Origin of the sequence: Bradyrhizobium genosp. A, from assembly GCF_049949275.1 — a bacterium.
Classification (GTDB): Bacteria; Pseudomonadota; Alphaproteobacteria; order Rhizobiales; family Xanthobacteraceae; genus Bradyrhizobium.
Genome location: NZ_CP188196.1, coordinates 1913525 through 1935460 on the forward strand (window position 1 = coordinate 1913525; position 21936 = coordinate 1935460).

A 21936-nucleotide genomic window follows, 5' to 3' on the forward strand; every position below is an offset into this window, starting at 1 on the left:
GGCCGCCGACATCGCGAGCGATGCGGCGTGCCTGCCCGCGGTCACTTCCTCCAACCGCAGTGAAGACATGACGACACCAACCGGCCCCCTCAGCGGTATCCGCGTTCTCGATCTGACGAGCGTGTTGTTCGGACCCTATGCCGCGCAGATGCTCGGCGACTGGGGCGCCGACGTCATCAAGATCGAGCCGCCCTCGGGTGATACCTGGCGCTACACCGGCGTGTTCCGGAACCGCGGCATGAGCGGCCAGTTCATGGCGGTCAATCGCAACAAGCGCAGCCTCGCGCTCGACCTGAAGCATCCCGACGGCAAGGCGGCGCTGGCCAGGCTGATCCCGACGGTCGATGCGCTCGTCACCAATGTGCGCCCCGCAGCGATGGCGCGGCTCGGCTTCGGTTACGCCGATTGTGCAAAGCTCAATCCGCGGCTGATCTACGCGGCGGCGACCGGTTTTGGCCAGGACGGCCCGTGGGCGGCGCGGCCCGCCTTCGACGAGATCATCCAGGCGGCCTCTGGCCTCGCATCATCGATCGGATCTGACGAGGAGCCGGAATTCGTTCCGAGCCTGATCGGCGACAAGATCTGCGCGCTGGCGATGGTCGGCGCGGTGTCCGCCGCGCTGTTCCGGCGCGAGCGCACTGGCCAAGGCCAGATGGTCGAGGTGCCGATGCTGGAAACGATCGCCGGCTTCAACAGCATCGAGATGCTGGGCGGACATGCGTTCGATCCGCCGATCGGCCCCGCTGGCTACAAGCGCATGAAGAACCGCCGTCCGGTGAAGACCAAGGACGGCTGGCTGACCATGCTGCCCTATTCCGGGGACAATTGGTGCGCTTTCTTCGAGGCCGTCGGCCGCCCCGAATTGAGCGACGAGCTCGGCGTGCGCGACCCCGTGCTGCGCTCGCAAAACATCGACAAGATCTACGACTGCATGAGCGAGATCGGACCGACCCGCACCACGGCGGAGTGGGAGGAACTGCTGCTGCGGCTGGATGTGCCGCACACAGCGTTTGCTCGTCTCACCGAGATCGGCGATCAGCCGCATCTCGCGGCCGTCGGATTGTTCGCGGATATCGATCATCCCACGGAAGGCCGCATCCGCCAGGCGCGCCCCGCAACGAAATTCTCCGAAAGCCCGGCCGGCATCCACCGCATGGCGCCGCGTCTCGGCGAACATTCGCGCGAGGTGTTGCGCGAAGCTGGCCTGAGCGACGCCGAGATCGAAACGCTCGTCGCGAACAAGGCCGTTGGCGCGCCTTAAAACGGGCGCGCCAACTCACGTGAGGCGCTATCGCTTGCTGCCCGCCGACGCCGTCATGGTCACCGGTCCAAAGCTCTGCTGCCAGTACATTTCGACCTGCCGCCGAAGCTAGCAGCACGAACCTCTGTGGGTTGCGTCACAAAAAAAGTAATGAAGATCAAAGCCATCTGGCTTAGCGCCGGATGACCGATCGTCGCGAGTGGACAGGCCTATCCGCCTCAAGAACCGAGATTGCGGGCAACGCCGATCAGGACGGCCGCAAGAGGGGACCGCCAATGTTGCCGCGGCTTCCCGCAATTCTCTGTGATTCCGGTCACATCCCGTCCTCGCCGCCTGCGGCGGACATTCCGCCGCAGCGCGTCCGCCAGCTCCGGCCGCGAACCGCCCTTCCGCCCGCACGGACCCTCGTATATGAGAGTTTCATCGCCGGAACGGACCGAATATCGCCAAATACGGAACAGATGGTGGCTGCGATTTCTTAATCCAAAGAACGCAATCTGATCGAAGATCGACCAAATGCGGACACGCAACCGGGGAATGGCATGAAAGACCTGATAACGACGGCGCAATCCAAGGAAGCGATGCGGCGTTGGGGGCCTCCCGGAATTGTGATGTTCGCGGCTGCGATTGCGCTGACCGCGCTGACCCCGGGCGCCATGGCGGCCAAGCAGCCGCGCCAGATCGCCGAAGCGGTGGCGCAGCGCGAGGCCGGCGAGCCGATCATGGCGATCGTGTCGATCAAGAGCCAGCAGGTCACGTTCTACGATTCCGAGGGCTGGATCCTGCGCGCGCCGGTCTCGACCGGCACGACCGGGCGCGAGACCCCCGCCGGCGTGTTTGCCGTGGTGGAGAAAGACAAGGACCACCATTCGACGATGTACGACGATGCCTGGATGCCGAACATGCAGCGCATCACCTGGAACGGCATCGCGCTGCATGGCGGGCCGCTGCCCGGCTACGCGGCCTCGCATGGCTGCGTGCGCATGCCCTTCAACTTCGCCGAGGGCCTGTTCGACAAGACCAATATCGGCATGCGGGTGATCATCTCGCCGAACGATGCCGCTCCGGTCGATTTCTCGCATCCCGCGCTGTTCGTGCCGAGCAAGGAAGCCATTGCGGCGGCTCCCGCGCGTGCCGACAAGCTCTCCGCCGAGGCGGAGGAGGTCGTGCGCGCGGCTGATGACGCCAAGAAGGCCGCGGCGGCGGCAGCGAAGGACGCACAATCGCTCCCGGCGTCGCTGCGCAAGCTGGAGCAGCAGAAGGCCCGCGCCGACGCCGAGAACGCCTATGCCGACAAATTGGTCGCGAACGCCAGGAACGACCAGGCCAAGGCAAAGGCCGACGAGCTGAAGCAGAAGGCCGCGACCAAGGCCGCGGATGCGGCAACTCAGCTCGACGCCGCCAAGGCCGCGGCGCAGCCGAAGCGCGATGCGGTGGCTGCCACCAAGGAAGCCGCCAAAGTCGCCGCGGCCAACAAGGCCGAGGCCGTGAAGGCTGCGACCGACGCAAAACTCGCGCTCGAGCCGGTCTCGGTTTACATCAGCCGCGCAACACAGAAGCTCTATGTCCGGCGCAACACCCACAAGCCGGCGCCCGATGGCGGCGGCGAGGTGTTCGACACCAGCATCGAAGTTCCCGTCACCATCCGCAATCCCGACCAGCCGCTCGGCACGCACATCTTCACGGCGATGGTGAAGAACGACGCGGGCCTGCGCTGGAGCGTCGTCACGATCGACGAAGGCGACAATGCCAAGGACGCGCTTGACCGCGTCACCATCCCGCAGGACGTGTGGAATCGCATCGGGCCGACCGCATTGCCGCGTTCCTCGATCATCATCTCGGACGAGCCCTTGAGTGCCGAGACCAACTACCGCACCGAGTTCGTCGCGGTCCTGAGCAACCAGCCGCAAGGCGGCTTCATCACCCGCAAGCCGACCGCGCCTGCGCCGATGGAAGTGGCCACCGACGATGGCTGGGGAGGCAACGGCTTTGGTGGCAATGGCTTCTTCTTCTTTGGGCAGCGCGATCCCAACCCGCAGCCGGTCAATCCGCGCCGGCGCGGCGGCCAATACCAGTACTATCAGTCGACGCAGCCGGTGCAGCGGAGCTTTTGGTAATCACGGCCGTGCTGTGATCACCAAGGCCTGAATCTTCGCCTCGACCGGTCCGGAGCCGTGGCGTTTTCGGATGGCTTGCGCGACGGCATCGGTTGCGGCCTCGAGCTTGCTCGCATCCCTGGCTTCGATCTCGCCGCGCAGCGGAGTTCCCTGGCAGTACGCGATCGCGACATATTCGGCCGTGGGCCCGCGGCTCATCGCTGTCAGTGTTTCGATCGATATGTCCTTGAAGCCGGCGCGTTCGAGATCGGCCTTGATGACCGTCTTGTCGTGATAGCCGTGCGGCGTCCGTGCCATGAACAGCGGCGGATTGTCGGGAAATATCTTGCCGAGCGTGACGGTCGCGTCATCCGCGAATACATTTTCCTCGATACGGTCCCAGACACTGAACAGGTAGGTGCCATCAGGCTTCAATACCCGCTTCGCTTCCGCATAACCCTTGCTGCGATCCGGAAAGAACATGGCACCGAACTGGCAGCAGACGACGTCGAAAGCAGCGTCGTCGAAGGGCAGCGTCAGCGCATCCGCCAGACGCCAGGTCATGCGGGGGTCTTCACCTTGACGCTGCTTGGCCACCGCGAGCATCGGCTCGTTGAGGTCGGTCGCGACATAGCGGACGCCGGCAGGTAGCAGTGCTGCCACGGCCCGCGTGACGGCGCCGGTGCCGGCGGCGATCTCGAGCAGGTCGGAGGGCGATAGCGCAGCGATGCGTCTCGCCAGGTCGTCGGCATAGACCGAGAAGATCAGCGGGACCAGATATTCGTCGTAGAGCTTCGGGACCGAGCCGGCGAAAACCTTGTCAGAGCTGGACATGCATGCCTCGCTGAAGGTTTGGACCTCCGAGGATAGCACGGATCGACTGCTCTGAAATCGGCGTGGCGTCGTCTAAGACCCGTCGCGTTTATCGCTCTGGCGAGAACGTCCGGCCAATCAGATAATCGAGCGAGACGCGCCCGGGGCCGTAAGCCATGACGGCGAGGGCCATTGCCGCCCAGGTGATGTGGATCGGCCAGCCATCGGGCACTGTGAGTTCGACGATCAGCGTCATGAACAGCAGCCCGAGCCCGGCAAACCGCGTGCCGAGACCGAGCACGAGGAGAATCGGGAATGTGATCTCGCCGCATCCCGACAGGAAAGCCATCACGGTCGGTGCTGGAAAGTGATAGGGGCCGCCCGGCAGATGCAGCATGAACTCGTCGCTGAACAGCGTCACCGCGGTGTCGTTGAGCTTGAGGAAGCCGGCCCACTTCAGAATGCCGGAGCGCCAGAATGGTACGGCCAGCGCGATGCGCAGCACCAGCTGAACAACCGAGGGCAAGGCGATGGTCTGCACCAGATGGTTGGCCTTGTCGACGAGCAGTCCGAGCGACGGAAGGCTGCTGCTAGCCGACATGCGTTGGTCCGTGATCATCATGCGTCTCCGAAGGCAATTGAGGTGAACGCGCCGGCTTCAACCAGCCCGGCAATATTGGTGGCGATGTCGAAGTCGGCGGCTGCATCCAGGGCGACCGCGGCGGCCTCGCCGAGCGGCCGGCCCGACATCAGGCTGGTCGCAAACACCGCTCCGCCGGGAGGCAGGTGTCGGACCACGACGTCGAATTCAGCGCGCGTGATCAGCGCGTCTTCGGGCGTCGAGGCGTCGATGCGACTCGCAGGCGCGCCATCGCGGTTGGCGGCAAATATCGTCACCGCGGAAAATTCCGACCGCACGATCCGCGCTGCCGGGTGCGGCGTGAAAACGAGATCGCCGAGTCGTTCCGGCGCGATCGTTGCGAGTTGCGCCGGCGCCAGCGGCGCCGCATCGTGCGCGTGGTAGGCGTCGAGCCAGGCTCGCTCGATCCGGGCGACATCGGCGAGCCAGGGCATGATCTGCGCGTGCTCGTACTGTGCAATGAAGTCCGGAAAGCCGCGGCCATATTCGAACAGCAGCGGCGAGGTCGGCGGATTCTCGCGCACATGGAAGCGCGCCATCGCGCGGAAGAAGTCGGTGCCGGTGATGCGCTGCACCGCCGGATAGATGGCGGCGAGTGCGTCGATCAGGCTCACCGTGACGTTGTTGCGATAGACATCGTAGCGCTTTCCTGCGGCCCTGCCGTTCGGCCCGGTGACGACCGGTGGCGCGGTGCGCTTGGGATCCAGCAGCGCCGGCGCGAAGGCCGCGGCAAAGGAGACCGGCTCAGGCGGCATGACGGTCCTCCGCAGGCGCGGCGATCCCGCGGCGATCGAGGATCGCCTGTGCGGCGGCGGCCTCCGCCTGCAGGACCGGCCAATCCGGAATTTTGGAGTCCCATTCGATCAGCGTCGGCACCGGGCCGCAGCGCTCGATGACGATCTCGTAGAGCTTCCACACGGCGTCGGCGACCGGGCCGTCATGGCTGTCGATCAGGAGCGGCGCGCCGTCGTCGTCCGCCTGCTCGTCGTGCCCGGCGAGATGAATTTCGCCTACGCGCGACAGCGGAAAATCGGCGAGATAGTCGAGTGCGGAAAATCCATGATTTGTCGCGGACACGAACACGTTGTTGATATCGAGCAGCAGGCCGCATCCGGTGCGCGCGGCGACGGCGCGGATGAAATCGGTCTCGCTCATCGTCGTTTCGGTGAAGGCGAGATAGGTCGACGGGTTTTCCAGCAGGATCGGGCGCCGGATCGCGTCCTGCATCTGGTCGATATGATCGCAGACGTGGCGCAGCGTCGCCTCGGTGTAGGGCAGCGGCAGCAGGTCGTTGAAGAAGCTCGTCTCATGCGTCGACCAGGCGAGATGCTCGGACACCATGGCCGGCTGATAGCGCGCCACCAGGCCGCGGAAGCGGGCCAGATGCGCCTTGTCGAGCGGCTGTGGTCCGCCGAGCGACATGCAGACGCCGTGCAGCGAGAGCGGATGGTCGCGGCGGATTTCTTCCAGCGCGCGGTGCGGCGGACCGCCCGCGCCCATGTAGTTCTCGGCATGGACCTCGAAGAAGCCGCGTTGCGGGGCATTGGCGAGGATGGCGGCGAGGTGCGCGTGCTTGAAGCTGGTGCCGGCAACGCCACCGATTGGAATCGGAAAGCGGAGGGGCGTGGACGGGACAGGCCCGGTCGTCGTGTTCATGTCGCTCCTCCGCTTTCCTGTTTGGCGATGTTCCGGTTCGGAACCTTAGACTGGCTTCAGCGAGCCCTTCTTGCCGCCCGGCAGATCGATGGTGGTGCAAGTGCCGCCCTGGACGAACTTCCAGGCATTGCCCTGGAAGTCGGTGGTCGAGGTGCCCTGGCAGGTCGTGCCCGGCCCGGCCGCGCAATCGTTCTGGCCCTTCAACGCGACGCCAAAACACTTCTCCTTCTTGGCGGCAACGGCCGCATCGGCTTCGGCCTTGGTGAGCGGGGCGGCGGTCGCGAGAGTTGCAAGCGCGGTCGACATGGCGCCGGCGAGAGCGAGCGTGGTGATGGCAAGTTTGGCAGACATCGAGATTCTCCTTTTGAGGTGGCTTCGCTTGTCAAAGCGAGGGGCACACCGTCTCATTCGTCTCGTCCACAACCCGGGTTACTTTCGGGCCGCTCACGAGTCCGTGAGACCGTTGGGTGAGGGCGCACAGGCCGTGCGCTTGGGCCGGGATTAGCGGGCAAACCGCGCGGCGAGGCCAATGCCTAGGTGCTATCGAGACGTTAGCGGCAGAGCATTGGCGGCGGCGCATGGGCATGCGACACGTAACGAACATAAGCGCGCCACGTAGAGCGATAACAGGAGATGTGGCCAGTCGCGGCTTCGCCGGAGCACGGAAACCACGATGAACGTTGATCCCGCACGGCACCTTCAGGCGCTCGCCCGGCTGACGTTCAGCATCCGTCTCGCCGTCTCCGCGCTGGTCCTGGCCACGATCCTGCTGACGGCGGCGCTCTCCAGCCTGTTGTGGTGGCGGACGGCGGAGGAGACCAGCCGGCAGCTCGCCTCCACCATCAACGAGCAGATCGTGGCGGCGGTGCGCAAGGAGGTTTCGGCGATCGTCGACGAGGCGCGCGCCGCGCACACCGCGATCCGCACCCTGTTCCTCCAGAACGTGCTCGACACCCGCGAAGCCGACAAGCGCGAATTCGTGTTCCTGTCGCAACTGCAATCGCAGGCGACGATCTCCTGGGTCGCCTTCGGCTGGCCCGATGGCTCGTTCTTCGCCGCCCACAAGCTCGGTGATCGCCGCCTGGAGATGATGGAGATTTCGCTGACCGATCATGCGGGCGAGCGCCGCGTCGATGAATATGACGTCGTGCCCGGCGATATCGAATTCGCCAATCGCCGCTTCGAGCCGACCGGATTCCGCGTCGCCGATCAGGCCTGGTTCAAGGCCGGGCTCGCCGCGGACGACCCGCAATGGTTCCGGGTCACGGACCACCCGACCGGCCAGCGGCCGTCGATCGCCTTTGCGGGACCGATCGACGTCTATCAGGAGCGGCAGGGCGTTCTTGCCGTCATCATTGAATATACCAGGCTTGCGCGCTTCCTGTCGCAGCTCGAGGTCGGGCGCACCGGAACGGCTTTCATCATCGACGACAGCGGCGAGCTTGTCGCCGCGCCGGACAAGACGGCCGACGAGCTGCATTCGGCGCAGGCAGACACCGCGCTGTTGCCGCTGGCGCGGACGGCGCTCGCGAAAGCCGGCGAGGCCGGCCGCAAGGAAGCCTGGCGAAGCCGGCTCATCTCGCAAGGCGCGGCCTATGAAGTCGCGCTCACGCCATTGCCGTTTCCCGGCTGGTCGCTGGCAACTATCATCCCGGAGGCCGAATTCCTCGGTCCGGTCGAGACCACGCTGCGGCACCTGATCCTGGGCCTTGCCATCGGCGCGGTGCTTGCGGCACTCGCGTCGGCGGCGCTTGCGCGTTCCGTCATTGCCGCGCCATTGTCACGCGTCGTCGGCGAGCTTCGCCATGTCGAAGCCTTCGCGCTGGAACAGGTTCGCCGGCATCCGTCCCGGCTCAAGGAGATCGCGAGCCTGTCGGGTGCGATCGCCGAGATGGCGTCCGGACTATCCGCCTTCCGCAAGTTCATCCCGGCCGATCTGGTCCGCGCTCTGCTGCGCCAGGGCGTCGAGGCCAGGCCTGGCGGAAGCATCCAGGAGCTCAGTGTGATGTTCATCGACATTGCTGGCTTCACCGGTCTGTCCGAGCGTCTCGGCGATCGCGTGGTGCCGCTGCTGTCGCGCTATCTCGACGTCACCGCGGAGATCATCGTCGCCAATGGCGGGACCATCGACAAGTTCATCGGCGACGCCGTGATGGCGTTCTGGGGCGCGCCGCAGCCGCAAGCTGATCACGCCGCGCGATGCTGCCGCGCGGCGCTCGCCTGCCGCAGGGCGATCGAGCAGTCGGGCCTCGCCGACGATCTCGGCCAGCCGCTCCAGATCCGGATCGGCATCAATTCCGGCCGCATGCTGGTCGGCAATATCGGCTCGGAGCTGCGGCTGAACTACACCGTGATCGGCGATGCCGTGAACGTTGCGAGCCGGCTCGAAGGCGTCAACAAATCCTATGGAACGCAAATCCTGATCGGCGAGACGACCGAACATCTGGCGCGCGGCGCCGTCGTCACGCGTGAGGTCGACAGTATCGCGGTCTATGGACGGGAGGAGGGACTCTCCGTCCACGAGCTGATCGAGATCGAGATCGCGAACGAGAGCGCAAGCGGTGGCGAGGCGATCGGCTGGATCGCGGATTACGCGCGCGGCCTCGCCAACTATCGCGCGCGCCGGTTCGCCGCCGCGCTCGCCGATTTCGAGGCCGTCTTGAAACAGCGTGGCCACGATCGCCCGGCCGAGCTGATGCGCGACCGCTGCCGGCAGCTCGCGGCAGTCGCGCCCGATCCCGCCTGGCGGCCCGTGGCGGCGTTGACGTCGAAATAGCGGCGGCGCCCGCGTCCCCCAGATTCAGATTGCGCGGGCTTGCCATTCCCCCTAATAGAATTGGACAAATGACCAAATAACATGGTCGCGCGCCGAAGGGTGCGGGGCAGGGACGGGAAGCGCGGCATGTCGCAGGATGGATTTGGACTGGCGGGGGTCATCGGCATGCCGGTCGCGCATTCGCGCTCGCCGGTCATTCACAATTACTGGCTGAAGGCGCACGGCATCCGCGGTTCCTATGTGCCGCTCGCGGTGAAGCCAGAGCGGCTCGAGGATGCGCTTCGCGGCCTCGTCGCGCTCGGGTTCCGCGGCTGCAACGTCACCATGCCGCACAAGCAGACGGCGATGCCGATGCTGACCCGCGTCAACGAGACCGCCAAGCGCATCGGCGCCGTCAACACCATCGTCGTCGAGGCGGACGGCACGCTGTCCGGCTTCAACAATGACGGCAACGGCTTTGTGCAAAGCCTGCGCGACGCCAAGGCCGACTGGCGCGGCGATGCCGGGCCGATCCTGCTGCTGGGCGCGGGCGGCGCCTCGCGCGCGGTGGTCGTGGCGCTGCTGGAGAACGGCGCACGCGAGATCCGCATCGCCAATCGCACGGCCGAGAAGGCGCAGGCGATCGCGACCGAATTCGGCTCCGCCGTCGGCACCGTCGCGTGGGACGATCGCGCCGCGGCGCTTGGTGATGTCGCGCTGCTCGTCAACTGCACCGACCGCGGCATGGTCGGCAAAAGCGCGCTCGAGATCGACCTGTCGCGGCTGAAACCGGCAACGCTCACTGCCGATCTCATCTACACGCCGCTCGAGACGCCGTTCCTGGCTGAGGCCCGCGCGCGCGGCTGTGTCACGGTGAACGGGCTCGGCCTCTTGCTCAACCAGGCACGGCTCGCCTTCAAGGCCTGGTTCGGCGTGATGCCCGATGTGACGCCCGAGCTCATCAAGGCCATCGAGGCCACGTTCTGAAGCGCACGCCGGGGAGTTTTTCGCCATGACATTGCCGGCGGGCCCCAAGATCGACTGCCACATCCATGCCATCGATCCCGTCCGTTTTCCCTATGGCGCCGATACGCCGTACCGGCCGAGCGGGCAGGAGATCGCGCCGGCAGCGCAGCTGATCCGCGTGTTCGATGTCTTTGATGTCCGCCATGCGCTCGTGGTCGCTACCAACACCGGCTACGGCAGCGACAGCCGCATCCTGCTCGACACGCTGAGTCAGGGCGGCGGCCGCTTCAAGGGCGTCGCCGTCGTCGAGAACGATGTCGATATCCGCGAGCTCGAACGATTGAAGGCCGCCGGCGTGATCGGCGTCGCCTTCAACGTGCCGTTCCACGGTGCCGATTATTATCGCAATACCGCGCCGCTGCTGGAGAAGCTGACGAACCTCGGCCTGTTCCTCCAGATCCAGGTCGAGAACGATCAGTTGCTCGACCTGCTGCCGCTGATCGACAAGTCACCGGTACGCCTGGTGTTCGACCATTGCGGCCGGCCGTCAGTCTCGCAAGGCGTGAGAGGAAAGGCCTTCCAGGCGCTGCTCGCGCTCGGCCGCGAGCGCGACGCGCATGTCAAGCTGTCCGGTTATTACAAGTTCTCGCAGCAGCCGCATCCTTATGAGGACACCTGGCCGTTCATCGCCGCGCTGGTCGAGGCCTTCACGCTCGATCGCTGCGTCTGGGGATCGGACTATCCGTTCCTGCGCGCCGCTGAACGGCTCGACTACGGGCCGCTGCTCGCGGTGCTGACAAAGCTGTTTTCGGATCCAGGCGACCAGCATCGCCTGCTGTGGCGAACGCCGGCGAAACTTCTCGGCTTCGACGGATCATAAAAGATAAGCAAAGGGGAGGACATCATGAGGCATTTTGCAGGAACGCTCGTCATTGCGTTAGCGGCATCGCTCACGACGGGCGCGGCCCGCGCGCAGAGCACGGTCTACATCCCCGATGTCATCGAGCTCTCTGGCCCCGGCGCCGTGTCGGGCACCAACTGGCGGGACGGCGTCGCGCTCGCGGTCGACGAGGTCAACGCCGCCGGCGGCATTCTGGGTCGCAAGATCCAGACCGAGCATCTGGACACCCAGAGCAATCCCGGCATCTCGCGCGCGCAGTTGCAGAAGGTCCTGGACAAGGATCCCTATGTCGTGCTCGGGCCGATCTATTCCGGCTCGGTCAAGGTCAACATGGCGCTGACCCAACAAGCCGAGATCCCGCAGATCGTCGGCGCCGAGGCCGCCGACATCACGACCCAGGGCAATCCCTGGGTGTTTCGCACCGCCTTCGGCCAGCAATTCTCGATGCCGAAGATCGCCAACTATCTGCACGACAAGCTCAAGGTGAAAAGCGTCGCGGTGGTCTGGGTCAACAATGATTTCGGCAAGGGCGGCCACGACAACTTTGTGAAGGAGATGAAGACGCGTAACATCGAGGTCGCGGCCGATATCTCCACCGAGCAGGGCCAGGTCGATTTCGGCTCCGACGTCATCAAGCTCAAGAGCGCCAAGGCCGACGCCGTGTTCGTCTACACCAACGAGGAGGAGAGCGCGCGCTTCCTGATCGAGGCCAAACGGCAAGGCCTGTCGACGCCGCTGTTCGGCGAGACCACGCTGCTCAGCCAGAAAGTGGTCGAGCTCGCCGGCCCCGCCGCCAACGGCGTGCGCGGCCATGTCGGCTTGAGCGCCGATGCGCCGATTCCAGCGATCGAGGCGTTCACCAAAAAATTCAGCGAGCGCTTCAAGTACCGGCCCGACCACAACGGCATCAAGGGCTACACCGCGGTCTACCTCGTCAAATACGTCACCGAGAAGATCGGCAAGTTCGACAGCAAGGCCTTTGGCGCGGCGATGAAGGGCCTGACGCTGACGCCCGACAAAGCGCCGGGCATGCTGATGGAAGCAAGCTGGGACCAGAACGGCGATATCGACCGCGCCAGCTTTCTGGCCGAGATCGTCGACGGCAAGCAGAAGATCGTCGAGACATTGCCGAAGCTGAACGGCGGCAAGAGCGAGTGAGGAGTGCAAGCCTCGCGACCCGCGCCTATGGCCTGGATTCGCTCGTCAACGGGCTGAGCACCAGGCTGAACCTCGACGCCAAGGCGCAAGACGATTAATGATGCGCGGGTGATCCACCACCGGACGCCCGTGCACATGAAAACCACGCTGTTGAAATCCGAACACTACACCCGCTCGCCCTGGAAGAACGGCGGCGGCATCTTTACCGATATCGCGGATGCGCATCGGCCGGGCGCAGAGGTGAAGGACTGGGACAGCCTGCTGTGGCGCTTCGCCGCCACGCCGATCGTGGCGCCGGGGCCGTTCTCGCACATGTCCGGCATCGACCGCTTGCAGATGGTGATCGGCGGACGCGGGCTGGTGCTGAAAGCGCCGGGGCAGGAATTCGACGAGCGCGAGCCGTTCACGACCGTGCGCTTCACCGGCGAGATGGAGATCGTCACCGAGCTCGAGGCCGGCCCGGTCGAGGTCGTCAATCTGATGGCGCGGCGCGGTGCGGTTGAGATCGAACTCCTGGCACTCAAGGAGCCGGGTGACCGGCCACTGTCTGCCGGCACGCATCTGATCTACGCGGCGCGCGGCGACTGCAGAATCCGTCTCGACGGTGAGGAATTTGCGATTTCGCACGAAAACACGTTGAAGGTCGAATTGACCGCGGCCTCGACGCTCGCGCTGGTTTCGGGGCTGGCCGTGCTGGGCTCGATCAAAATCGTCGGTTGAGCAGCGATCCGGCGCAACCAGGGCGATGCGCACAATCCATGCAACTGGCTAGGTTGACGCGGCCGCGCTGCAACACGATATGTCCGGGATGCAGACCGCCGCCCAGAGGCCGATAATGAACGCGCCGCGAAACGATGAATTGATCCATTCCGGCAGCGACGCCGTGGTCGATTGGCTGACCAACGGCACGCGCGGCGAACGCTTCATCGACAACATCTTTGCCGAGATGTGCAACCGCCTTCAGGAAGCCGGCATCCCGCTCAAGCGGTCGACGCTTCATATCCTGATCCAGCACCCGCAATGGCTTGGCGCCCGCTTCATGTGGTCCGACGGCATGCGCGAGGCCGAGATCGCGCGGGTCGATTTCGATGTCAGGGAGCGGTCCGAATATATCGGCAGCTCCGCCAACGAAATCCAGAGCGGCGCCGCTGAAGTCCGCGAGAATCTCGAGCGAGACCCGGCGCTCGGCCGCAAGCACGCGCTCTATGACGAGATGCGGGCGAAGGGCCTGACCGACTATGTCGCCTGGCCGCTCTACCACACGCTCGGCAAGCAGCATCTCGTCACCTTCGCAACCGATCGCCGCGGCGGCTTCGACGATTCGCATATCGCCGCGTTGAAGAAATTGTTGCCGGTGCTGGCGCTGGTCAGCGAGATCCGCGTCAAGAATCGCCTGGCGCGCACGCTGCTGGAGACCTATGTCGGCGCCCATGCCGGCGAGCTGATCCTCGCCGGCGCCACGCGTCGCGGCACCGGCACGACGGTCCACGCCGCGATCATGATCTGCGACCTGCGCGATTTCACGAAAATCTCCGACAACTGGCCGCGCGACGACGTGATCGATCTCCTCAACGATTATTTCGACGCGATGTCCGACCCGATCGCGCGGCATGGCGGCGAGATCCTGAAATTCATCGGCGACGGCCTGCTGGCGATCTTCCCGCTCGACCGGCCCAACGCCTGCGCCAATCTGCTGCGCGCCGTCACCGAGGCCCGGCAGGCCATGGCCGCGCTGAACAAGCGGAACAACGGCACGGGCCGCGCGCCGCTGAACTACGGCATCGGCGTCCATGTCGGCGACGTCATGTACGGCAATATCGGATCCACCACCCGGCTCGATTTCACTGTGATCGGTCCCGCCGTCAACATGGCCTCGCGCCTCGAGGCGCTCACCAAGCAGATCGGCAAGCCGGTGCTGCTGTCGCGCGATTTTGCCGAGCTGGTGACGCCGGAGTTCGAGCTCGAGCGGGTCGGCCAGCACGCCGTGCGCGGTTTCAGCGAGCCGATCGAGCTATTTGCGTTTCAGCCGGGCGCAGGGACGTAACGGCCGCGCTGCGTGCGCGCGTGCTGTTGCCAAGGCGTGGGCGTCCAATTACGCTCCACGTCAGCTCCGCCCGTCCAGCGTTTGGCTGCACACTCATGCCCAAATTTCTTCGCATCGGCCTGCATCAGTCGAACGTGTCGGGATATACGTCGAAGGCGTGGTGCGTGCGGCGGGTCGGCTCGGCGGTGTTCCTGAAATGGGGCGCCGTCGAGGTGCAGGGCGCCGGCAAGGGACGCAAGGTTTACTGGACGCGCCTGCCGCAGGAGAAAACGATCCGCTGCGGCACCGCGCAGCGCGCCCAGGACTATACCAAATCCGCGATCGCGCGGCGGCGCAGCCATGATTATGAGCCGCTGACCGGCGCCATCGCGACCCCGCGCAAATCCGCCGACGGAAGCGCCGATCTCAAGCAGGCGCTCGCCACGATCCTGATCGTCGACATCGTCGGCTCCACGGCCAAAGCGGCAAAGCTCGGCGATGCGCGCTGGACCAAGGTGATGGGCCTCTATTACGCGGCGGTCCGCAAAGAGCTGAAGTCCTCGCGCGGCAAGGAAGTCGTGACGACCGGCGACGGCGTGCTCGCCACCTTCAAGGCGCCGGCCGCCGGCATCAATTGCGCGACCGCGATTCGAGAGGCCGTGCGCACGCTCGGCCTCGATATCAGGGTTGGCCTGCACGCGGGCGAATACACGATCAGCGGCGGCGAGATGGTCGGTCTCGCCTTCCACATCTGCACCCGCGTCGCCGCGAAAGCCCGCGCGGGCGAGGTCTTGGTCTCGCGTGCGGTGAAGGACCTGCTCGCGGCACAATCCCAGATTAGCCTCAGGGATCACGGCAGCCACCAGCTCAAGGGCGTGCCGGCGCGGTGGCGGCTGTATCGGGTTGAAGGTTAGGGTGCGAGAGCAGGTACCGGCTCGTCGTTCGCCTTGTCGTGGCTGCGCCGCGCGGACACCAGGGTCTCCAACCCGCGGCGAACGTTGTCTACGACACTGGCCCAGTCGCCTCGCTTCGGCTGCCTGAACAGCCTCATCGACCGATACCACGGGCTGTCGTCGCGGTTGAGCAGCCAGCGCCAATCCGGATTGAAAGGCAACATGGTCCAGACCGGCGCCCCCAGCGCGCCGGCGAGGTGCACGACGCTGGTGTCGACCGAAATCACCAGATCGAGACAGGAGACCAGCGCCGCCGTCTCGCTGAAATCGGTGAGCTGCTCCGTCAGGTCGACGATATCAGAGCGCTCGCTGAGGAAGGCGCGGTCCTGATCCCTGATGCCTTTTTGCAAGGAGACGAACTGGACGTCGCAATCCAGCAGCGGCGCAAGCGCGCGCAGGGATATCGACCGGTTGTGATCGTTGTTGTGACCGGGATCTCCAGACCAGACCAGGCCGACGCGGAAGCGGGTGCGGGGACCAGGCCGGTCTTCAAGCCGGTGTTCAAGTCGGTCTTGCCACGCCTTCACGCGCGCCGCCGGCGGCGCAGGAAGAAAGCCTTCCGCGAACGGGATCGTGTCGAGCCGGGTCCCGAACGCCAGCGGCAGGCTGCCAAGCGGGCAGTGCAGGTCGAACGCGAGCGACGGCGTCGACGATCGGTCGATACAATGTGCGACGCCGGGCACGGCGGCCAGCAGCCGCTGGACCGCAGGCTTGACCTCCAGGATGACCTGCGCACCGAGCGCGGCCACGAAGGGCACATAGCGAGCAAACTGAATGGAATCGCCGAGCGCCTCGTCGGCATGCAGCAGGATGGTCTTGCCTTCGAGCGGCTGGTCGGGAAGCCAAAGGGGTTGGGTAAATCCGCGATCGGCGAGGCCGAGCGACGACGCCTTCCACCGCGCCTCGCGCCCCGGCAAGCCCCGCTCGAAATCTCCGGTCAGCATCTGCAGCAGCGCGAGATTCCAGATCGTGTCCGCATTGCCGGGCTCGAGGGCCCGCGATTGGCGAAAGGCCGCAAAGGCCTCGTCCAGCAATTGCAGGCTCCACAGCGCCCGCGCCTTTTCGTTGAGCGCCGCGGTAAAATTCGGACGGAGCGCGAGCGCGCGATCGAAGCTCGCGAAGGCCTGCTCCATCCGGCCAAATCTCGCATGAAGCGTGCCGAGGTTCTTGTGTGTCTCGGCCTCAGTGGGGTTCAGCGCTATCGACCGCTCGAAGTCGGCCTGCGCCTCCTCGAACCGGCCCAGCCGCTGCAGGCAAAGCCCGCGCGTCTGATAGAGCGGCGCGACATTCGGATTGAGCTTTGCGAATACGTTGAAGTAGTCAAGGGCTTCGGCATACCGGCCGAGATTGAACAGCGCCTGGCCCTGCTTCGCAGCCTCGAGACTCTTGGCGGCCGCCAGATTTTGCGGCGCGATCTTCTGCGATTGTCTGGCCGCGGCCCGGCGTTCTTGACGGTTCATGAGGTGACCAGAGAAGATGTGCTTGCGGGTCTACCGAGCGCGATCGGAGGGGCCCATTGAAGCAGTCTCCGGTGCGAGGCTGGTGCGGGGCTTGGCGCGGGGTGAGCATTTCCGTGCCCAAGCCGGAGCCCGAAGGGGCTCCCGCTCAGGCCTGCCTCACGCCGCGTCCGCGTGACGCACGATCGGGAAATCGATCTCGGTCTTGGCGACTTCGTTCAGGGAGTTTGCAGTGACAGTGCTGGACTGCACCCCATATGATACTTGATCTTGTGAAAGATACTGCTGGTCAGGACAGCCGACCGAAGACGAGAGCCATCCAACGATGACGACCTACGTGGCCCTGCTTTACAGCGTGGTTCTTCCGCTCGGCCGGCGATTGGCGATGGCCGAGCTGCGTGCCATGGCGCAAGGCCTCGGCCTCCATAACCCCAGGACCATCGGCGCGACGGGAAATCTGACTTTTGAGAGCGACAAGGCGTCGATTTGCGAGTTGGAAAAAAATCTCGAAGCGGCCTTCAAGGTCCGGTTCGGCAAACATATCGCGATTATCGTTCGCAACGCTGACGCGTGGCGACTCCTGCTGCGCGCAAACCCGTTTCGTGCTGAAGCGAGCGCTGATCCGGCAAGGGTCGCCGTTCGTGTGATGCGCGATCCAATCCCGAAAGGCGGCGAAAACGCCCTGACGCGCTACATCAGCGATGAACGAATTGCCGTCGCAGGTGGTGATCTCTGGATCCATTTTACCGGCGATCCAGCGCGATCGCGTTTGCTTTCGGCGTTAGGCGCGGGGCGCCTGAACGGCGTCGGCACGTTGCGCAACACGAATACGCTGAGACGAATCGGGGAGGCGGTGACTCCGGCCCGATCCGGCCTCGCGGATTGAAAATAAAATCGATCATTGGGGCAAATGGAGCGCTCGCGGACCATTCCCCTGGTATTACGGGTATTACGGGTATTACGGGTATTACGGTGACAGTGCACTCAAGTAGCCCATAAGCCCCCAATCTGCGAGGTCGACCGGAGTAATTTAATGCACTGTCACCGTAACCCCAGCGTAACCCACGTAATGAGTTTCTTCATTGGATTCTCCTTGGGGCGGGGGTGATAACGTGTTTCGGTCATGTCAAGACTTTCACCAGCAGCAAGCTGAAGCCGGCGATGAAGACGAAAGACGACAAACCCAGAATGAACGGAGCCACCCCTTTCGCTTTGAGCTTCGCTATGTCCGTCTCGAGGCCCATGGCGGCCAGCGCCATGGACAGGAGGAAGGTGGTCGCCAGGACGATCACACTTCGCGCCTCGTGAGGAATGGTCACGACGCTGTTGACGCCCACAAGGGCGACAAACCCGAGGACGAACCAGGGCAGAGCCGGCTTGGCTTGGCTGTGTACGTGACCATGCCGGCTTGCCCGGCGAGAGGCCATGAGACCCAGCACAATCACCGTGGGAGCCAGCATCATCACGCGTGATAGTTTGGCGATCGTTGCGAATTCGCCAGCCTGCCTGCCGTCCTGAAATGCAGCCGCCACCACCTGGGCGATTTCGTGAATAGAGGCGCCGCTCCAGAGCCCGAAGGCGTGCGGATCGAGGTGAAGGACGGCCGGGAGCAGCGGATAAGCGAGCATGGCGACGGAACCGAAGACCGTGACGCAGGCGACAGCGTAGGCCACATCCTCGTCATGGGCCTGGGTAACCGTGTTGGTTGCGATCACCGCTGACGCGCCGCAGATCGACGTGCCTGCCGCTATGAGCTGGGTGAGCTTTCGGTCAACGCCAATCAGGCGGCCGACCCATGTGGTGAAGAGGAACGTGCCGACCAGCGTCAATGCAATGACGGCGATCCCTTTCCCCCCGACATCGACCACCTCCTGCGCCGTAAGCTGCAGTCCCAGCAGGATGATGGCAAGTCGCAGGATGCGACGCAGAGAGAAGACGACGCCCGTCTTGGCGCGAACTGGCGTGCCGATGACATTGTGGAAGACGATACCGGTCATGATCGACAGAATCATCGGGCTGAACAGCCTGAGACCCGGAATTTCACGCAAGGCGAAGCCGGCGCCGGCGATCGCGGCGGTCAAGACAAGGCCAGGCCACACCGTCGCAGGCTTATGTTGGCCGCGCGCGTCATGATCGAACCGGCGTACGGGCATCTTTTGGATATACGTGTTCAAGGCGGCCTCCTTGCAAGTTCGGTTTCTCGAAATCCTGAGAAAAAGATACGAGCCCGCAAACAATCATTCCAATAGATGTTATGTCTCAGTATGATCTCGTTTTGAGATAGATAAGGGCATTGCCATGACGCTGGAGCAGCTCCGTATTTTCGTCGCCGTCGCCGAGCGCCAGCATGTGACCCAAGCTGCCCGAGCGCTTAATCTGGCGCAGTCGGCGGCCAGCCACGCCATCGCCGCTCTGGAGGCGCGCCACAATGCGAAGCTCTTTGATCGGATAGGACGTCGTATCGAGCTCACCGAAGCCGGAAGCGTGTTTCTTGCCGAAGCACGAGCGATCCTGGCACAGGTCGATCGAGCTGAACTGGCTCTGAGCGAGTTTGGAAATCTTGAGCGCGGCACGCTGACGGTTCAAGCAAGCCAAACTATCGCGAGCTACTGGCTGCCACGTCACCTGGTCGCATTTCGTCGAGTTCATCCGCGTCTCGATATCCGCCTGACGATTGGCAACACCGCGCAGGCCGCTGAAGCGGTCGAGACCGGCGCCGCGGAGTTGGGCTTCGTTGAAGGGGCGATAGAGAAGGAGAAGCTCCTGAGCACGCGCGTGGCTCTGGACCAGATGGTCCTTATCGTCAGCCCCGAACACCCTTGGGCAAGGGGCAAGATACCCAGCGCCGCTGCTCTCCTCGAGAGTGAGTGGGTGCTCCGCGAACCAGGATCGGGCACGAGGTCAGTTTTCGAGCAGGCCTTGAAGCGATTTGGGGTCCCACCTGAACGATTGCGGGTTGTTATGGAGTTACCTTCAAACGAGGCGGTCAGGGCCGCCGTCGAAGCGGGACTCGGGGCGACGGCGCTTTCTGCCTCGGTGGTGGCCGCGAGCATTGAGAATGGCTTATTGTGCCACGTCCCATTCAAGCTGCCTCAGCGCGAGTTTCATGTTCTTCAGCACAGCCAACGCTATCGAAGTCGCGTCGCCGATGCTCTGCTGAAAACTTTTGATCGACCGGCAGGGCCGCAATCGGCTCGCGCCGTCAAAACACGATCGACAAAGAACCGAATCTAGACACGCGGGCGAGCGAGGCAGTTTCGGCCCCGATCCGAGCGAGGCAATTGAGTGTCGCAGTAGCGCCGGACGAAGAGTTTAGCGCACTGTCACCGTAATGCCCTATGAGCGTCACGCATCTTGTGGCGCGGCTGCGCCGACGGTCGGTCGCCGTGCCGGCAGGAAGAACCCCGCGACCGCGCCGGCCAATGACAGCGTTGCGGCGAGGCCCATCGCCGCTGTAAATCCGCGCTCGAAATGCGCCGCCGAATCGACCCCGCCATTGGCCGCGAAGTCCGCCACCAACGCTGCGATGCCGAACATGCCGCCAAGGAAGCGGCCCATGTTGAAGACGCCGGACGCCTTGCCCATTTCGGCCACCGCGACCGAGCTCAGGACGGCGTTCTGCGCGGCTGGCATCGCCATCGAGACGCCGACGCCAGCCAGCACCAACGGCGCGACCAGCGCGGAATAGGGAACGGAGGGGCTCACGATCTCAGCGATCCAGCCAAGGCCGATCGCCTGCATCAGCAATCCCGTCACCACCAGCGGCCGCTCGCCGAATCTGTTGACGACCGCGCCGGCGACCGGGGCGGTGATGAACAGCGTCGCTGTCCACGGCAGCAAGCGAAGTCCGGCGCCGAAGGCGTCGAAGCCCAGCGTAGTCTGGAGGAACTGCGGCAACAGGAACAACACGCCATACATCGCAGCGTAGAACAAGACGCTTGCGGACATGCCGGACGCCAGCGCGCGCGATGCAAACAGTCGCATCGGCACCATCGGCGCGGCGACGCGCAATTCCCAGAGCACGAAGCAGGCTGCGAACACCAGGCCTGACATCAGCGTGCCGATGACCTCGGCGCTCGCCCACCCCACAGCGTTGCCGCGCAACAGGCTCCAGACCAGCGCCAGCGCCGCGAGGGCGACGAGCAATAGTCCGGGGATGTCCAATGCGGCAGCCGGTCCGAAGCTTTCGCGCAAGCGTGCCAGCACCAGCCCGATCGCGATCAGGCCGATCGGCAGGTTGATCCAGAACACCCATCGCCAGCCGAAATGTTCGGTGATGAAGCCGCCGATGGCGGGGCCGATGATCAGCGCGCAGCCGGTGATGCCGCTGAAAATGCCGAGCGCCCGGGCGCGCTCCTCCCGGCCGAACGTGCCGCTCAGGATCGCCATCGCCAGCGGCATCACCAGCGCGGCGCCGGCGCCCTGCAGCGCGCGGGCGGCGATCAGCGCGGTGGCATTGCTTGCGAGTGCACAGGCCGCTGATGCAACGACGAACAGGGCGATCCCGGCCGCGAACATGCGGCGGCGCCCGAACCGGTCGCCGAGCGCCGCGCCGGTCAGGAGCAGCACGGCAAAGGTCAGGTTGAAGGCGTTGACGGTCCATTGAAGTGTCTCGACCGGACTGCCGAATTCGGTACGGATGGCCGCGAATGCCGTCGTAATGATCATGGCGTCCAGCGCCATCATGAAGGATGCCAGCGCGGTGACGCCAAGCACCCAGTTCCGCTCGGCGCGATTGGTCGGGGTCTGCATCGCCCTCTCTCCGTGTGTCGCGCCACCCTGTCGCGGCGCGTTCTGCGGGTGAGACGAGGCCGTCGGGGCAAAGGATGCGCCCAGAAATAATTTTCTCCGGGCCGCATCCTTCGCCGGCTGGCAAACGTCCTGGGGGGTGAGCTGGTCGCAACATGAGCAAGGAGCGCGCGATGAGAAGGACATTGATCAGATACAAGGCCAAGCCGGAGCTGGCTGATCGGAACGCCGAGCTGGTTTCGGCCGTATTTGCTGAATTGAAGGCGGCCGGGCCGGACGGCGTACGCTATCTGACGCTGCGCCTGGAGGACGACACCTTCATCCATCTTGTCGAGGCTGCGGCCGAGGACGGCTCGAGCCCGATCCCGAAACTGAAGGCATTTCAGGCGTTTCAGGACGGCATCCGCGACCGCTGCGCCGAGCCGCCGCTGGTTCGTGATGTGAGGATCGTCGGCAACTATCGTATGCTGGACGAGTCCTGAACAGGCGAGCGAGTCTGGATAGGCGA

General features: G+C 64.7%; 20 protein-coding genes. 12 read left to right on the forward strand and 8 right to left on the reverse strand.

All coding sequences use genetic code 11. The annotated features are described in order from the left end of the window. Positions 1-67 precede the first annotated feature (67 nt). Complete coding sequence (locus ACP2YP_RS08900) at positions 68-1261, forward strand: CaiB/BaiF CoA transferase family protein (RefSeq protein ID WP_426423719.1); 1194 nt, start codon at positions 68-70, stop codon at positions 1259-1261. A 542-nt stretch (positions 1262-1803) separates the two neighbouring features. Beyond that, positions 1804-3378: a L,D-transpeptidase gene (locus tag ACP2YP_RS08905; protein ID WP_426423720.1), complete on the forward strand. Its 1575-nt coding sequence runs from the start codon at positions 1804-1806 to the stop codon at positions 3376-3378. Here ACP2YP_RS08905 and ACP2YP_RS08910 read toward each other — a convergent pair whose 3' ends face one another. The 5 genes from ACP2YP_RS08910 to ACP2YP_RS08930 all read right to left on the reverse strand — a co-directional run bounded on the left by ACP2YP_RS08910 (position 3379) and on the right by ACP2YP_RS08930 (position 6817). Beyond that, entirely contained in the window at positions 3379-4191 is an 813-nt protein-coding gene (locus ACP2YP_RS08910; protein ID WP_426423721.1) for a class I SAM-dependent methyltransferase, read from the reverse strand. Positions 4192-4279: 88 nt separating this feature from the next. Next, positions 4280-4789, reverse strand: a complete 510-nt coding sequence (locus tag ACP2YP_RS08915; RefSeq protein WP_426423722.1) for a DoxX family protein — start codon at positions 4787-4789, stop codon at positions 4280-4282. Next, entirely contained in the window at positions 4789-5565 is a 777-nt protein-coding gene (locus ACP2YP_RS08920) for a DNA-binding domain-containing protein (protein WP_426423723.1), read from the reverse strand. Before ACP2YP_RS08920 ends, ACP2YP_RS08915 begins: the two co-directional genes overlap by 1 nt. Continuing rightward, entirely contained in the window at positions 5555-6466 is a 912-nt protein-coding gene (locus ACP2YP_RS08925) for a DUF692 domain-containing protein (RefSeq protein WP_426423724.1), read from the reverse strand. The genes ACP2YP_RS08920 and ACP2YP_RS08925 overlap by 11 nt, the downstream gene beginning before the upstream one ends. Positions 6467-6511: 45 nt before the next feature. Next, entirely contained in the window at positions 6512-6817 is a 306-nt protein-coding gene (locus tag ACP2YP_RS08930; RefSeq protein WP_426423725.1) for a DUF2282 domain-containing protein, read from the reverse strand. A gap of 322 nt (positions 6818-7139) precedes the next feature. On the opposite strand from ACP2YP_RS08930, the gene ACP2YP_RS08935 reads away from it, so the two are divergent. The 7 genes from ACP2YP_RS08935 to ACP2YP_RS08965 all read left to right on the forward strand — a co-directional run bounded on the left by ACP2YP_RS08935 (position 7140) and on the right by ACP2YP_RS08965 (position 15183). Beyond that, the gene (locus ACP2YP_RS08935; RefSeq protein WP_426423726.1) at positions 7140-9242 is read left to right on the forward strand and encodes an adenylate/guanylate cyclase domain-containing protein; all 2103 of its coding nucleotides are present in this window, start codon (positions 7140-7142) and stop codon (positions 9240-9242) included. 126 nt (positions 9243-9368) lie between these two features. Then, positions 9369-10208: a shikimate dehydrogenase gene (locus tag ACP2YP_RS08940; protein WP_426423728.1), complete on the forward strand. Its 840-nt coding sequence runs from the start codon at positions 9369-9371 to the stop codon at positions 10206-10208. A gap of 25 nt (positions 10209-10233) precedes the next feature. Continuing rightward, positions 10234-11067: an amidohydrolase family protein gene (locus ACP2YP_RS08945; protein WP_426423730.1), complete on the forward strand. Its 834-nt coding sequence runs from the start codon at positions 10234-10236 to the stop codon at positions 11065-11067. Positions 11068-11091: 24 nt separating this feature from the next. Next, positions 11092-12246 carry an ABC transporter substrate-binding protein gene (locus ACP2YP_RS08950; RefSeq protein ID WP_426423731.1) on the forward strand — a complete coding sequence of 385 codons (1155 nt, stop codon included), beginning with the start codon at positions 11092-11094 and terminating at the stop codon, positions 12244-12246. Between the two features lie 135 nt (positions 12247-12381). Then, the gene (locus tag ACP2YP_RS08955) at positions 12382-12966 is read left to right on the forward strand and encodes a HutD/Ves family protein (protein WP_426423733.1); all 585 of its coding nucleotides are present in this window, start codon (positions 12382-12384) and stop codon (positions 12964-12966) included. Between the two features lie 115 nt (positions 12967-13081). Beyond that, positions 13082-14290, forward strand: coding sequence for an adenylate/guanylate cyclase domain-containing protein (locus ACP2YP_RS08960; protein ID WP_426423735.1), 1209 nt, complete (start codon positions 13082-13084; stop codon positions 14288-14290). Between the two features lie 95 nt (positions 14291-14385). Then, on the forward strand, positions 14386-15183 hold the full coding sequence (locus tag ACP2YP_RS08965; protein ID WP_426423737.1) for an adenylate/guanylate cyclase domain-containing protein: 798 nt from the start codon (positions 14386-14388) through the stop codon (positions 15181-15183). On the opposite strand, the gene ACP2YP_RS08970 is transcribed toward ACP2YP_RS08965, so the two are convergent. Further along, positions 15180-16682: a tetratricopeptide repeat protein gene (locus tag ACP2YP_RS08970; protein WP_426423739.1), complete on the reverse strand. Its 1503-nt coding sequence runs from the start codon at positions 16680-16682 to the stop codon at positions 15180-15182. The genes ACP2YP_RS08965 and ACP2YP_RS08970 overlap by 4 nt on opposite strands. Positions 16683-17004: 322 nt before the next feature. Here ACP2YP_RS08970 and ACP2YP_RS08975 point away from each other — a divergent pair, with 322 nt between their 5' ends. Continuing rightward, entirely contained in the window at positions 17005-17565 is a 561-nt protein-coding gene (locus ACP2YP_RS08975; protein WP_426423741.1) for a DUF1697 domain-containing protein, read from the forward strand. Between the two features lie 235 nt (positions 17566-17800). Here the strand turns inward: ACP2YP_RS08975 and ACP2YP_RS08980 are convergent, their stop codons facing one another. Beyond that, a complete protein-coding gene (locus ACP2YP_RS08980; protein ID WP_426426084.1) occupies positions 17801-18832 on the reverse strand; it encodes a YeiH family protein in 1032 nt (343 codons plus the stop codon). 145 nt (positions 18833-18977) lie between these two features. On the opposite strand from ACP2YP_RS08980, the gene ACP2YP_RS08985 reads away from it, so the two are divergent. Then, on the forward strand, positions 18978-19913 hold the full coding sequence (locus ACP2YP_RS08985) for a LysR substrate-binding domain-containing protein (protein ID WP_426423742.1): 936 nt from the start codon (positions 18978-18980) through the stop codon (positions 19911-19913). A 111-nt stretch (positions 19914-20024) separates the two neighbouring features. Here the strand turns inward: ACP2YP_RS08985 and ACP2YP_RS08990 are convergent, their stop codons facing one another. Continuing rightward, positions 20025-21431 (reverse strand): DHA2 family efflux MFS transporter permease subunit, encoded by a 1407-nt coding sequence (locus ACP2YP_RS08990; RefSeq protein WP_426423743.1) that lies wholly within the window; start codon positions 21429-21431, stop codon positions 20025-20027. Between the two features lie 170 nt (positions 21432-21601). On the opposite strand from ACP2YP_RS08990, the gene ACP2YP_RS08995 reads away from it, so the two are divergent. After that, on the forward strand, positions 21602-21910 hold the full coding sequence (locus ACP2YP_RS08995) for a hypothetical protein (RefSeq protein WP_426426085.1): 309 nt from the start codon (positions 21602-21604) through the stop codon (positions 21908-21910). Positions 21911-21936: the final 26 nt, after the last annotated feature.

Excerpts from the sequence above, each read along its gene's own strand:
- ACP2YP_RS08900 (WP_426423719.1), top strand. The coding sequence starts at position 68 with ATGACGACACCAACCGGCCCCCTCAGCGGTATCCGCGTTCTCGATCTG.
- ACP2YP_RS08905 (WP_426423720.1), top strand. The coding sequence starts at position 1,804 with ATGAAAGACCTGATAACGACGGCGCAATCCAAGGAAGCGATGCGGCGT.
- ACP2YP_RS08910 (WP_426423721.1), bottom strand. The coding sequence starts at position 4,191 with ATGTCCAGCTCTGACAAGGTTTTCGCCGGCTCGGTCCCGAAGCTCTAC.
- ACP2YP_RS08915 (WP_426423722.1), bottom strand. The coding sequence starts at position 4,789 with ATGATCACGGACCAACGCATGTCGGCTAGCAGCAGCCTTCCGTCGCTC.
- ACP2YP_RS08920 (WP_426423723.1), bottom strand. The coding sequence starts at position 5,565 with ATGCCGCCTGAGCCGGTCTCCTTTGCCGCGGCCTTCGCGCCGGCGCTG.
- ACP2YP_RS08925 (WP_426423724.1), bottom strand. The coding sequence starts at position 6,466 with ATGAACACGACGACCGGGCCTGTCCCGTCCACGCCCCTCCGCTTTCCG.
- ACP2YP_RS08930 (WP_426423725.1), bottom strand. The coding sequence starts at position 6,817 with ATGTCTGCCAAACTTGCCATCACCACGCTCGCTCTCGCCGGCGCCATG.
- ACP2YP_RS08935 (WP_426423726.1), top strand. The coding sequence starts at position 7,140 with ATGAACGTTGATCCCGCACGGCACCTTCAGGCGCTCGCCCGGCTGACG.
- ACP2YP_RS08940 (WP_426423728.1), top strand. The coding sequence starts at position 9,369 with ATGTCGCAGGATGGATTTGGACTGGCGGGGGTCATCGGCATGCCGGTC.
- ACP2YP_RS08945 (WP_426423730.1), top strand. The coding sequence starts at position 10,234 with ATGACATTGCCGGCGGGCCCCAAGATCGACTGCCACATCCATGCCATC.
- ACP2YP_RS08950 (WP_426423731.1), top strand. The coding sequence starts at position 11,092 with ATGAGGCATTTTGCAGGAACGCTCGTCATTGCGTTAGCGGCATCGCTC.
- ACP2YP_RS08955 (WP_426423733.1), top strand. The coding sequence starts at position 12,382 with ATGAAAACCACGCTGTTGAAATCCGAACACTACACCCGCTCGCCCTGG.
- ACP2YP_RS08960 (WP_426423735.1), top strand. The coding sequence starts at position 13,082 with ATGAACGCGCCGCGAAACGATGAATTGATCCATTCCGGCAGCGACGCC.
- ACP2YP_RS08965 (WP_426423737.1), top strand. The coding sequence starts at position 14,386 with ATGCCCAAATTTCTTCGCATCGGCCTGCATCAGTCGAACGTGTCGGGA.
- ACP2YP_RS08970 (WP_426423739.1), bottom strand. The coding sequence starts at position 16,682 with ATGAACCGTCAAGAACGCCGGGCCGCGGCCAGACAATCGCAGAAGATC.
- ACP2YP_RS08975 (WP_426423741.1), top strand. The coding sequence starts at position 17,005 with ATGACGACCTACGTGGCCCTGCTTTACAGCGTGGTTCTTCCGCTCGGC.
- ACP2YP_RS08980 (WP_426426084.1), bottom strand. The coding sequence starts at position 18,832 with ATGCCCGTACGCCGGTTCGATCATGACGCGCGCGGCCAACATAAGCCT.
- ACP2YP_RS08985 (WP_426423742.1), top strand. The coding sequence starts at position 18,978 with ATGACGCTGGAGCAGCTCCGTATTTTCGTCGCCGTCGCCGAGCGCCAG.
- ACP2YP_RS08990 (WP_426423743.1), bottom strand. The coding sequence starts at position 21,431 with ATGCAGACCCCGACCAATCGCGCCGAGCGGAACTGGGTGCTTGGCGTC.
- ACP2YP_RS08995 (WP_426426085.1), top strand. The coding sequence starts at position 21,602 with ATGAGAAGGACATTGATCAGATACAAGGCCAAGCCGGAGCTGGCTGAT.